The 12849-nt window shown below is 50.4% G+C and carries 9 protein-coding genes; 5 read left to right on the forward strand and 4 right to left on the reverse strand.

From position 1 onward, the window contains the following. Positions 1 to 44 precede the first annotated feature (44 nt). Complete coding sequence (locus DC3_RS02455; RefSeq protein ID WP_186815780.1) at positions 45 to 1118, forward strand: protease complex subunit PrcB family protein; 1074 nt, start codon at positions 45 to 47, stop codon at positions 1116 to 1118. Positions 1119 to 1169: 51 nt separating this feature from the next. Here the strand turns inward: DC3_RS02455 and DC3_RS02460 are convergent, their stop codons facing one another. Continuing rightward, a complete protein-coding gene (locus tag DC3_RS02460) occupies positions 1170 to 4142 on the reverse strand; it encodes a (Fe-S)-binding protein (protein ID WP_146882017.1) in 2973 nt (990 codons plus the stop codon). A gap of 993 nt (positions 4143 to 5135) precedes the next feature. On the opposite strand from DC3_RS02460, the gene DC3_RS02465 reads away from it, so the two are divergent. The 4 genes from DC3_RS02465 to DC3_RS02480 all read left to right on the forward strand — a co-directional run bounded on the left by DC3_RS02465 (position 5136) and on the right by DC3_RS02480 (position 8965). Continuing rightward, positions 5136 to 5504, forward strand: coding sequence for a type IV pilin protein (locus DC3_RS02465; protein WP_146882018.1), 369 nt, complete (start codon positions 5136 to 5138; stop codon positions 5502 to 5504). Positions 5505 to 5694: 190 nt separating this feature from the next. Further along, positions 5695 to 6072, forward strand: a complete 378-nt coding sequence (locus DC3_RS29920) for a type IV pilin protein (RefSeq protein WP_281292430.1) — start codon at positions 5695 to 5697, stop codon at positions 6070 to 6072. Positions 6073 to 6165: 93 nt separating this feature from the next. Continuing rightward, a complete protein-coding gene (locus DC3_RS02475; RefSeq protein ID WP_146882019.1) occupies positions 6166 to 7590 on the forward strand; it encodes an O-antigen ligase family protein in 1425 nt (474 codons plus the stop codon). Next, positions 7583 to 8965, forward strand: coding sequence for a hypothetical protein (locus DC3_RS02480; protein WP_146882020.1), 1383 nt, complete (start codon positions 7583 to 7585; stop codon positions 8963 to 8965). The genes DC3_RS02475 and DC3_RS02480 overlap by 8 nt, the downstream gene beginning before the upstream one ends. A 125-nt stretch (positions 8966 to 9090) precedes the next feature. On the opposite strand, the gene DC3_RS02485 is transcribed toward DC3_RS02480, so the two are convergent. The 3 genes from DC3_RS02485 to DC3_RS02495 are packed head-to-tail and all read right to left on the reverse strand — an operon-like array spanning position 9091 to position 12781. Further along, on the reverse strand, positions 9091 to 11040 hold the full coding sequence (locus tag DC3_RS02485) for a beta-galactosidase (RefSeq protein WP_146882021.1): 1950 nt from the start codon (positions 11038 to 11040) through the stop codon (positions 9091 to 9093). Between the two features lie 8 nt (positions 11041 to 11048). Continuing rightward, a complete protein-coding gene (locus DC3_RS02490; protein WP_246130514.1) occupies positions 11049 to 11921 on the reverse strand; it encodes a carbohydrate ABC transporter permease in 873 nt (290 codons plus the stop codon). Then, positions 11918 to 12781 (reverse strand): carbohydrate ABC transporter permease, encoded by an 864-nt coding sequence (locus tag DC3_RS02495; RefSeq protein ID WP_146882022.1) that lies wholly within the window; start codon positions 12779 to 12781, stop codon positions 11918 to 11920. The genes DC3_RS02490 and DC3_RS02495 overlap by 4 nt, the downstream gene beginning before the upstream one ends. Between the last annotated feature and the right edge of the window lie 68 nt (positions 12782 to 12849).

Below are 12849 nucleotides of genomic sequence, written 5' to 3' on the forward strand. Positions count from 1 at the left end.
CGCAACTTAAAGCAATGCAAGGAACTTCACAGTACGATGGTCTCATGAAAAGAAGACTTGCCACCCTCAGTCTGATGCTCGCTGGATGTGCTGCTGTACAGGGCAGCCCAACCTTTGAAGTACATGATGTGCTCTTTTATGGCGATTCCAATGATCGTGTGACCTGGTTCTATGACACCCAGATGGATCGTCAAACCAAGCCCCTGAAAATCAATGGACTGGGCTATGAATTGAAGCAGCAGACCGCCACCGACAGTTTTGCACTGGCCGGAACCCTTGCCATCAATGGACAGAGCAGCCTGCTGACCAAAACCACCACCATTCCCAAGGACTTTACAGTCACCTACAACCCTGCAAGCTCAAATTATTACATCAAAACCTCCCGTGCCCTGGAGGGCGTCTACCTGTTGCAAAACAACAACTGGTACCGCATCTCCAGCAGTGTCAGAGCAGGATTCAGTGGTGAAGCAGATGCAGATTGGCGTTCAAATGGCCTCCAGGGTGTGGGTCAGCTGACCGACGCGGAAGCTGTGGCCCTCAGCAATGTGCTGGCGAAAGACCAGCCTGTGGTGGTGGCCGTTCTGGCAGACAGCCCTGACCCCAGACTCAATGTGGAACCTGCTCCTGCCCAGTACCGCACCACTGCATTGTTTGTCCAGAAAGGCATTCCTCAGGAAATTCGCCGGACAGGAGGCCCTGTGACATTCAGTCAGGTGCGTTATGCAGGCAACAGCGGGTATGGCAGCAGCAACTTCGGAGCAGCACTCATCACCAGTGAAAGCACCTACCAGTCCATCTGGTCCAAGACCAACTCCATCATTCTTCCCACACCTTCTGCACCCGACATCGATTTCAATGCCTCCTCTGCAGTGTTCCTGTTCCTGGGGCAGCGTCCCACTGGAGGGTACGGCTTCAAGGTGAACAGCATGGAAGCCCGGGGCAGCACGCTGATCGTGCGGGTCACCGTCTCCGAACCCAAGCCCGGGGCCATTCTGACCCAGGCTTTCACCAGTCCATGGGGTCTGTACACGGTTGCCGGGAAGTATACAAGCCTGCAGGTGATCGACCAGAACGGCAACACGCTGGTGCAAACCAGCAGCAACAGAAGCCCGCTTTAACCCAGCTGAGGTGCAAAGAAGAGAGGCGCTTTTAAGCGCCTCTCTTTGTCTTTATTCTTCGGTCTTTCTGGGCTTCCATTTCTTGCGGCCTTCTGGGGGCGAACCTTCAGCATTGTTTTCTGGGGCATCAGGTTCATCTGATGAAACAGCTCGCTGATCAGCCTCAGGATTCACCACAGGTTGCTGGGCCGACTTGCTACCCCACTTTTTGCGTGCTGGTGTTTGCACAGAAACAGATGGAGCATTGAGAGGTTCTGCTGTCACCTGCTCTGTGGTGGGAGCAGGACTCTCCTGTGGTTCAGAGGGTTGGTGCGAAACAGGAGCCTTCAGGGCTTCTGGCGTTTCCTGTTTTGCTGCGCCTCCCCACTTTTTGCGTGGTGTTTCAGAAACCTGAGGAGCCTCCTCTTGCTGCATCACCACTTGAGGCCCGGATGGGTCTGCTGGCTCCTCTTTTTTGCCTCCCCATTTTTTGCGGGTTGCAGGTTCTGTTGCAGATGGGGCTTCTGTGGAAGCTGTCGATGACACATTTTCGGACTCAGGAATCACAGGGGTTGCTGCATCTGGAGTCGCCTGTTTATCTGCTCCCCATTTTTTGCGGGCCACAGGAGCATTTTCACTGGAAGCACTTTCACCGGAGGTTGCCTGTTGTACAGGGTTGGAACCTGGAAGCAAGGGAGGTGTTTCCTGGGCAGCGGACTCAGGTTTGCTGCCCCATTTTTTACGGGTCGGTGCGGGGTGACCTGCTGGTGCATCAGTGGGACGCTCGATCTCAGCAGGCAATTCAACAGTGGACGTTTCAGGGGCAACCTCGGCAGTCTTGCTGCCCCACTTCTTGCGGGCAGGCGCTGGCTGTTCTGTTGGAAGCTGCTCTTCCTGTGTCACAACAGGTTCAATGTGATGGATGGGAGCCTCCTGGGCCACCTGAGGAGCAGCAGGGGTCGCTTCTGCTCCAGCAGGCTGAGGTTGAAGCTCAGGTTGCTGGAGAGGTTCAGCACCCTCTTTTCCTGTAACACGTTCCAGCAGCAGCTCTGCGACATCTTTCACTTCGATGCTGGTGTCTGCCTTGCTTGGGCTGGAATTCAGCATGCTCTTGCAGAAAGGACAGCCTACCGCCACAGTGTTGCCTTCTTTGGACTGGTCAAGCCTGCGCTGGATTTCCATGAAGCGGGCTTCGCTGATGCGCAGTTCTCCATCCTCTTCCTCTTTCCAGAACTGCGCCCCGCCTGCACCACAACAGAAGCTCTTCTCGCGGGTGCGTTCCAGTTCCAGCACCGTGGCCCCCATGCTCTTCAGAACATCACGGGGAGCATCGTAAATTCCGTTGTGCCGTCCCAGATAACAGGGATCATGAAAAGTGACCTCTCCACCCTTCTCGATGGGTTCCAGCAGGTGGTCATTGAGCAGTTTCTCCAGGTATTCGGTGTGGTGAATCACCTGGTAATTTCCCCCAAGCTGTGGATACTCGTTTTTCAGTGTGTTCATGCAGTGGGGGCAGGTGGTTACGATGAGCCTGGCATTTGCGGCATTCAGGTTGCTGATGTTGCGCTCTGCAAGTTGCTGGAAAAGAAGTTCATTTCCTGCACGTCTTGCACTGTCCCCTGTGCAGGTTTCTTTTTTCCCCAGAACAGCAAAGTTCACTTTGGCCCGTTCCAGAAGCTGCACAAAACTGCGGGCCACCTTCTGGGCTCCGGGATCATAGGCCGCTGCACAACCCACCCAGTACAACACATCGGGGTTCGGGTTCTGGTCGATGGTGGGAACATGCAGTCCCTGTGCCCAGTCCATGCGTTTGTCCTGAGAAATGCCCCAGGGGTTCCCTGCACGTTCCATTCCCCGAAAGGCCATGTTGAGTTCCTGGGGGAAATCCCCTTCCACCAGCACCTGGTGACGCCGGATGTCGATGATGTCCAGCATCTGTTCGTTCTGTACAGGGCACACATCCATACATGCCCCACAAGTGGTGCAGGCCCACACCGCATCTGGGGAAATCACCATGTCGAGCAGGATAACGTCATCTTGACCGGCATTGAACGCCATGCGCTTGTTGATTTCCATTGCAGCCGGGCTGAGGGCCTTGCCTGTCTGGGTGCCAGGGCACACATCCTGGCAGCGGTTGCACTGGATGCAGGCATAGGCATCCACCAGTCGGGGCCACTCCAGATCAGACATTTTCTGGGCACCCATCTTGAGTTCTTCTGCTTCAAGATCAACTTTCTGCAGCGGAATGGTCCCAGAATTCTCAAAGCGCTTCACGGCATATTTCACGGGAGCCATGAACAGGTGGATGTGTTTTGAATAGGGAAAGTAACTCAGGAACAGCAGAATGCTGCCCAGAGCGCCCCAGTATCCAAAAGCAAATCCAGAAAGGGCCGTTTCAGGTGTGACCCCCAGGCTGGAAAGCAGGCCTGCAACGCTGGAGGCCAGAGGCTGGAATGCATCACGATACTGTCCGTCTTCACTGAAGTAGATGAGCTTGAAGCCCTGTCCCAGGATGCGGCAGCCCACGTGAAACAGAATGAAGCTGCTCACAATCACACTGTCACGGGAGATGTATCGCTCAAGCACTTTGGGATGCAGCAGGGTGCGCTGATTCCAGGAGAAGACCCTCTTTCCTCTCGGAGAAAACCTGCGGATGGACAGGCTGATCACACCCAGCAGCACACCCAGACTGAGCAGGTCTGCCAGCAGGTTGTAAATTGCTCCAATGGGGTTGCCTGACGAGATCTCCAGATGGAAATATCCTTCCAGAAAATCAATCAGGTTCACCAGCAGGTAGAAGGTGAAACCATACATGATCAGGCTGTGGAAGAAGCTGACCAGGGGTCTTTTTCTGAAGACCCTGGACTGGGTAAGGGTGGTGGCGAGAGAGTACAGCAGCCTCCGCACAGGTTCGTTGAAACGCAATTCAACTGCATCACGTCCAGAGCGAATGTTGGCGTAAACCTGCCTGAATCCCTTGAGACTGACCGCAATGGCCAGAAGTCCGAACAGGGCAAAAAGCACCTGGTGCAAAGTGGGGAGCACCTGAAACCTCCATTTGTGTACCGAGTCTAATTTTGTCTAGGTTATCATGTCTGCGCGAAGGTTTCCACCCAGAACTTGTGGGAGCAACAGCCTGAACAGCACCAGGAAATTGACCTTATTCTATCCAATCTCTGCCCGTCTGCAGCTGTCTCCCTTTCTCATCTTCCACGAAAATGGATGGGTAGAGCGATGGAGCTGGAGAAGGTCCTCAACTGTTTGAAAAGCCCAAAAAGGGGGTTCCAACTCCAGGCAGACCATCCGCTGTTGATCCTTGCAAAAAGAACTGTACACAGGACAGCGTTCCTGACCTTCCTCATTCGCTGTCTTGGTTCTTCACACGCGTCTCTTGACGCTGACAATATGCTTCATGACCCTGGCTCACGCCGATCAAAGGGTTGGTTCATCTCTTACGCTGGGTTGCAAAGAGTCTATTGCTTTCGCGGTCTGCTCTGGCTGAGCCGCTCCCTCAGCCCAGGGAACTAAACCCCCTCTGGGCAAGCATCCATCAGGACAAGACAACGAAGGGAATGGCACGACCCTTGAAAAACCCACCTTCCAAGCCTGGTTTATTGATGTTCGCAATAGGGACCTACAGTTCTTTTTGCTGAGCACCGCGAAGGGAACGGGCAGGACAGTCGAGGAGATTGCACTTGTTTTTGCGTAGATCAATAAATGAGAAGCCAATAAATGATTCGTATAGACATCCTTATACAGAGTTCATGCTTTTTGTCTGCACCCACAATTTTCTGATCCATTTTCCTTCCTGAAGGGATCGCCTGGCCTGGGGTGTTCTGTGCGTCCTGCCATTCGATCAAAACCATCCTCAAGTCTTACAGAATAATCCAGAGCCTTTTAAGATCTCTGTAAGACTTTCTTGAGAGTCCCTGCAGCATACTGAAATTACGTTAAGGAACTTCTCATCCCTTAACTGCAATCCCCTGTCCAAAGAGTCTTTATTCCATGCCTGATCTCTGCGGACAACAAGGAGCAAGTATGCGCAAAGTAGATTTCAGCGCAGGTTTCACCGTGATCGAGTTGCTGATCACCATCTCAGTCATTGGGATCTTGGCAGTCATTCTGGTCCCGAATCTGCTCAGGGCATTCAAAAGTGCCCATGACTCAGAGGCAAAAGCCTACATCTATGATGCTGTGAAGTTCCAGGAAATGAGCCGAGTAGACACTGGAAATTACACGGACAAAGCAACCCTGCTTACACTGGGCCTCAGGGAGGAACCCAATCAACTCATCCTGAATGTCACAACTGCAACTGGGACGTTCTGCATGAGTTCAACCCATCAGGGTGGCAGCGGCAAAACTTTCTATGCCACACCTGAGCTTGGAGTCACTGAAAGTGCCTGCTAGAGGCCATCCAGCAACTCGCTTTTTGATGAGAATTCAAGGGTCAGCAGAGACGCCTGTGATCTTGTAAGATTTCTGAAAGACTTCATCCATTACCCTGAGATCGTTAAGGAATTTCTCATCCCTTAGCAGCAATTCACCCGCTCCTGAGTTGTTATTTCATGCCTTTTCTCAGGGGCACAAGGAGTTACACATGCGCAAAGGTCAAGCCAACGCTGGTTTCACCCTCATCGAGCTGCTCATCGTCATCGCCATCATCGGCATTCTGGCCGCCGTGCTGATTCCCAACCTGCTGGGTGCACGTAAGCGTTCCAACGACGTGGTCGCCAAATCCTACCTGAACGACGCTGTCAAGTTCCAGGAAATCACCCAGGTGGACGACAGCACCTACACCAACAGCGAGACCACTCTGGTTTCCAAAGGTCTGAAATCTGAGCCTGCCCAGGTCAGTCTGGTCGTCGTTTCCGGCAACACCAACACCTACTGCATGAGTGCAACCCACGGTGGCGGCAGCGGCAAGACCTTCTATGCCACCCCTGCCAGCGGCATCACTGAAATTGCCTGCAGCTGATCCCAGAACAGCACTTGCAGTTTTATCGTAAAATACCTAGCAGCGTAATGGATCTTGAGATCCATTACGCTTTATTTTGTGTTTAGGAGACATATGCTTCAAAAGAGAAGTTCTGGTGGCCATGTCATCGTGTTTGTATTCTTTTTGCTTTTTCCGCTCATCATTTTGCCACAAAGTTTGATTCCTGATCCCTGGGCCGATGGTAAATTTTTCATCATGCTTGCTACCGCCTTGTTTTTTGCGACACAGATCAAGCTTTCAGACTTCAAGACTCCATTCTTTCTACTGATCATAGTCCAACTTATTCTTTATTCGATTTCCTGTATCATCTCTTCTCAGGAAAGCTTTATATATTTGTTTGGACTAAACAATAGAGAGGACGGGATTATATATAACACAACACTTTCCATTTTTGTGATGGGGATTTATTCATATTTTTTGCGCAACAAAATAAATGAACAAAATATATATTTACCGCTTACCATTGTGTTTTCAATGGAGTTCATATATTTTGTTTTACGATTATACAATATTGATATCGTTGCATTGTTTTTGACGGGTGGAGGGCGGTTTCCTGATTTTGTTGGTACGTTTGGTAATTATGGTATCTTTGCATATTTTACCATCCTCTGTTACATTATTTTTCTGGTTAAATTCTTTACTGGTGATCGACGATTTATTGCACCTCTGTTTCTTTCTGTGCTTATAATAGTTTTCACTTACAATAGAACAATTATTGCATCGTTTCTATTGGCAAATATCGTATTTGTGGTTTTTTACAACAAGAAATGGTGGTTCTTGTTGGCCATAGCCGCATTGGTGGCAATTTTGGTGCCTGTCCGTAATTTTTTTCCAGCCAACAACAACTTGAGTACAGGGAATCGGTCCATCGTTTCTTCGTCTACCCTTCAAACTCGGCTGGCCTACTGGGGTATGGCCCTCGATATCGCACAAAAAACACCCTTTCAGCCATTACTTGGGCTTGGCAACACGGGCATGATCCTGGGTCAGATAAGATACATTGACACTGAAAGAATTGCCAGGGCTTACCTGCTTGAAGAAAACATCAATGAAGAATTGGTGGACTGGGAGAAGAAACCTTCTGAGAGTGGTATTGAGGCTTTAGGGGTCTTATACATAACAACCAAAACAGCCAGCGGTCAAAATCTGACTAGATTCTTTAAGTACAACACGGATAGAGCTCATAACTTTTTTCTGGACAAAACCGTCGCAGGCGGTCTTGTATATGCAATTATTCTCTCTATTATCATATTTTATCCCATTGTTTATTTTAGACGATTAAAACATGATCTACTGTATTTAGTGTACTTCCTGTGGACAGTTGCGACTTTTGCTTTCTACATGTTTTGGTTTCCTTTTTTACAAACTGAACCTATATTTATGATCGTCGTTGCAATTGGTTGGGCAAAGATGCAAAAAACCAAAGAGGCAAGGATACATCTCTTAGATAGTACGGGTAACCAGAAAATTGCTTCAGAAGGGCCACAAAATGAATAGAAGTATTGGTGATTGGGGCAAAGTTGCCATTGCTGGATTTTTCTTGCTTTTTCCTCTAATTGTTCTACCTAACACAATTACCAATTTTATTTGGAGTGAAGGGAAAATAATATTATTAGTGTTAATAGCTTTACTTTTTGCGTTAATGACAAGATTTAAAGGATTAACACCACTATTTGCTATATTGCTATCAGCTCAATTGTTATTTTTTGCATTATCCTGCTTTATGAGTGGATCGGGGATTTATTTTTCATTTTTTGGTGTAAACGGAAGAGACGATGGATTATTTTATCAAACATTTCTCTTTATTTTTTCCCTGGGTTTATTTTCCTACGCCAGCAGAAAATCTGATGTCATCATTGAAACTATCTACAAAGCTTCTATTCCCGTTCTCTTTATTCAGATTCTCTTAGTGGTCCTAAAGGTATTTAACCTAGATGTAGTGGCAATATATGCCCATGGAGAAACCGCCAAGTTTAATGATTATACTGGAACCATAGGAAATTATGGAGCATTGTCGTATTTAATTATGATTTTTTACTGTTTATACATTTCTCGTTATCTACAATATAAGTCTAGATTTGATTTATTTTTGATAATCATAGCTATATTGTTCATAGGTTTCCTGTCAAACAGAACTACTTTTGCAGCCGTTATCCTGATCAATTTGTTGCTATTGGTGAAGTATCGATGGATAATGATTCCCCTTGCTCTAAGTGCCCTTTTGTTCGTCTGGACACCTCTGGGTGGCTTGAAGGTTTTCAAGTCAACCAATGGTGCTCTGGAGAGAACCGTTAAGTCTTCTGCAACTTTAAAGTACAGATTGACCTACTGGGCTCTTGCCGCTGATGTTTTTCAAAAAACCCCACTTCAACCCTGGCTGGGTCTGGGCAATGATGGTTTCACTCTTGGCCAGGTGAGGTATGGAGACACAAACGCAATTGTCAGGGCTCAACTGGAAGAAGATGGCATCAAAGGCAAAATCACAAAAGTACAAAAATTACCTTCCAGCAGCAAGATTGAAACCCTGTCTTCACTGGTAGTGACGACACAAGCCGAAGACAAAAAAACAAATATTCTATATAGCTATCTAATAGATAAAGTTCACAACAATTATTTGGACATGATCATGAGAGGAGGCGTCATCTACATGATCATCAACGTACTGATACTGGTTTTACCACTGCTCAAAATTATAAAACAAAAGGATTTTGTCTCCAATTCCGCTTCTCTGGCGATCATATCAACCCTGGCTTATTATGTTTTCTGGTTTCCCTTCTCAAGCGTTGAGCCTCTGTTCTATGTCTTTGTGGTGCTTGCCTGGGCCAGAGCCTATCCAATTTCCCCTCTTGTTGATCTACACAAAAGCAAGTAAACCTCCTCTATTGATGTTCGCCGAAAGAACTGCAGTTCTTTCGGCGAACATCAATACGCCATAGACCAAATCATGGAGGGGACCCTGGCTTTCAAGGGCCAGGGTCCCCTCCACAAGGTTGAGTCTTACGGCAGCATCTCAACGCTCACAGCAGGCATCCGCGTTCCCAGCACGTCCACACCATAGGCATTGAAGTTCTGCACCAGCATCTTGCCTGATCTTCTGGACACCCGAATGCCTTCAGGGACATCCAGAACAGAAACTCTGGCTTCAGCAAGTGCCTCTCTCAAAAGGTCGTAAACAAGTCCAGGACTGTGTGCTCCAATGGTCAGCACATTCCCTTTGCGCATCACTGCACATACACCTGCCAGTGGTCCAGATTCATAGACATGCACTGGTGTGGCATCTTCACACTGGTACCCCTCTGCCCACAAGGTCACATCGTACTGGTCCACCTTTTCTCGCAAGCCTGGGCGGAGGGAATCAAAATTTCTCAATTTTCCACCCACCAGATCTGCCAGAGTTCCGAACTGTCCTGTTTCAGGGGTACGGCCTGAAGCAGTACGGTAAGCTGTTCTTGGACCAAAAATCAGCAGAGCATGCTCAGTGGCTTTCCTGAGGGCCTCCATGGTCTCCTCTGTCATCAAGGTGAGGGCTGGAGCCACAATCAGGGCGTACTTTGACAGGTCTGAACTGGGATGAACCACATCCACATCCACACCCAGACTGCGCAGGGTGGAGTAATACAGCATCACCTGACGCCAGTAACTGAGGTCCTGGTTGTGTTTTTGCTGGTCCCAGATCCACAGGGATTCGTAGTCGTGAAGCAGGGCCACCTGCGCAGGAACATCTCCTGCCGGAAAATCTGAAAGAGAAAGGGCCTTCACCTCGTCAAAACCCCGGTCTGGAGTTTCATCGTGGCGCAAAAGCCCTGAGTGCATCACCTCCTGGGCCATGGTTGCTGCACGCCAGCGAAAGTAAGACACGGTGTCTGCACCATGTGCCCATGCCTGGGCTGTCCACAATTTCACTGCACCATCTGCAGGAAGAGGATTGTACGGAGCCCAGTTGACCTGACCGCATTGCTGCTCCATCACCCAGAAAGGCAGTGGATGGCCACCCTGGTAAGCTTTGAGGCCACGGTAAAGGTCATGGTTGAAGCTGATCAGGTCAGGATGGCCGGTGCGGGCATACTTCTGCTTGACTTCATCACTTTCCCAGCTGGCAAAGAATTCCAGCATCCCGGTGGGGTATGCATCCCAGCTGACAAAATCCAGGCATTTTGACACTTCATAATGGTCAAAATCTGAGAAGAAGATCATGAAGTTGTGGGTGATGAAGCGCCCTGGAGAGCATTCCCGGAGAATGCTGACCTGTTCTTCCTGAAAGGTCCTGATCATGTCAGAAGCAAATCGGCAATAATCCAGCACATGGCTCGGGTTCGGTTCAGTCACGGTCAGGTTGGGAAGCCCGATCTGGTCAAAGCCTGAGTAGGTCTGACTCCAGAACACATTGCCCCACGCTTCATTAAGCTGGTCAATGCTTTCGTACCGAGACTGCAGCCACATTGGAAATGCAGCCTGACTGGCAGGTCCGTAACTGCGGGTGGTGTCGTGGCAACCGAACTCATTGTCTGTCTGCCACCCAGCAACCCCGGGATGTTGCCCATAGCGCTCAGCCATGGCACGGGTGATGCGTCTGGAATGCTCACGGTAAACCTCAGAGGCGAAATCGTAGTGTCTGCGAGATCCAAAGGCCCGGACCTTCCCCTGCGCATCCCAGGCCAGAATTTCGGGATGCTTGCGAATCAGCCAGGCTGGAGGGGTGGCTGTGGGTGTGCAAAGGACCACTTTCAATCCTTCCCGGTGCAGGACTTCGACAGCCTCATCGAGCCAGGTCCAGTTGTATTCCCCTTCTGTGGGCTCCATCAGGGCCCAGGCAAATTCTGCAATCCGCACATAGGTCAGGCCCAGTTCTTTCTGTTGCTGGGCGTAGATTTCCCAGCGATCACGTGGAACATGCTCAGGATAGTCGCAGACGCCCAGGGTCAAATGGGGATGGTGTTGTTCTGTCATCGTTTCAATTATCCTTTAACCGAGCCACCCGCAACACCTGCAATGATCTGGCGCTGGGCAATCACAAAGAGGATCAGGAAAGGAACGGTGGACAGTGCGGTACCCATCATGATGCCCCCCCATGACACGCGGGTCAGGCCCACCAGGGTCCCTAAGGCCACCGGAATGGTGTAGGCATCCTTGTTGTTCAGCACCAGAAGAGGCCACAGGTAATCGTTCCAGCTCGACAGAAACAACAGAATGGCGAGGGCTGCAAGGGCTGGACGCACCACAGGCAGGGCAATTTGCCAGAACACCCGCCACTCACTGGCTCCATCAATCCGGGCTGCGTTGAGCAGATCCGTGTGCACGATCAAAAACGCCTGTCGCATGTAGAAAATCCCAACGGTGTTTGCCAGGGTAGGCAAAATCACGGCCCAGTAAGTGTTGGTCAGGTGGAAGTTGCGGGCCATCAGGATGTACTGCGGGATGATCGTCACGAACACTGGAATCGCCAATGTCGCCAGGATCACCCCGAACCAGAAGTTCTTGCCCCAGAATTCGTACTTGGTGAACGCGAATCCTGCCATGCTGGTCAGCATCAGGCTGACCACGGTGTACAGCACCGCAATGATGATGGAGTTGCCCATCGCCCGCAGGAAGTTGGTGTCGGCCTGCAGGTTCTTGAAGTTGTTGACCGCTTCACTGCCAAACCATAAGGCTCCGGAGTAGATCCCGTTGTCCGGGTGGGTGGCGTACACCAGCATCAGGTACAACGGGGCCAGAAACAAAAGCGCACCAATGGTCATGAACACGTGCAGCAGCAGGGACTGCACACTTTCTGCAGCTTTGTGGTTCTGGTTTTCTTTGGCCTGGGTGTGGGTCTGGGTGGGTGTGGTCATGTGTTGTCCCTCCCGAGGAGGCGGAGTTGAATCCAGCTCACGAAGGCGCCCAGGATGGCAACCGCGTAAGCAATGGAACTGGCGTAGCCGAAGTTGAAGCTTCTGAAGCCTTGCTGGTACAGGTAGGTGCCCAGTGTCATGGTGGCATTCCCCGGTCCACCAGCAGTGATCAGGGCAGACTCGGTGAACAGCTGAAGCGTCCCAAACACCGACAGCACCATGCAGAACAGGATGCTTGGACGCATCAGGGGCAAGGTGATTCTCCAGAAGGTGGTCCACTTGGAGGCACCATCAATTGCAGCAGCCTCGTACACGTCTTTGGAAATGGATTGCAGGCCAGCGAGGAGGATGATGGCGTTGTATCCGGTCCAGCGCCAGGTGATGGCCAGCATGATCACAATGAGGGCTGGTGTGCCCTGGTTGAGCCAGTCCACGGAAGGCAGGCCCAGGGCGTTCAGGCCGTGGTTCACTGCACCGTACTGGGTGTTGAAAATCAGGCGGAAGATCGCCGAGTAAGCAGTGGTCCCCACCACCAGGGGAGCAAAAAACGCAAAACGGTAAAACCCCTTGGCCTTCAGCATCTGTGAATTCATGGCAATGGCCAGACTGATGGCGAGAGCCAGCATGAAGGGCACCTGAATCGCCAGAATGATCAGGGTGTTCTTCAGGGCGGTCATGAAAAAGGGATCTGCGAAAAGTCGAGTCCAGTTTGTGGTGCTGAATGCAAACCCCAGAATGCGGGAGTCGTCAAAAGAATCGATGAGGCTTTGAACCAGCGGATAAGCCCAGAACAGCAGGAAAATCAGCAGGTAGGGCAACAGAAAACCATACGGGACCAGGTTCTGCCTGAGTCGAAGCATGGGGGTCCTCCTTCGGGCAAGTGCACCCGTAACAGTGCATTACGGGTGCAAAAAGGGTCGGTCAATTC

This window comes from Deinococcus cellulosilyticus NBRC 106333 = KACC 11606 (assembly GCF_007990775.1).
GTDB lineage: Bacteria > Deinococcota > Deinococci > Deinococcales > Deinococcaceae > Deinococcus_C > Deinococcus_C cellulosilyticus.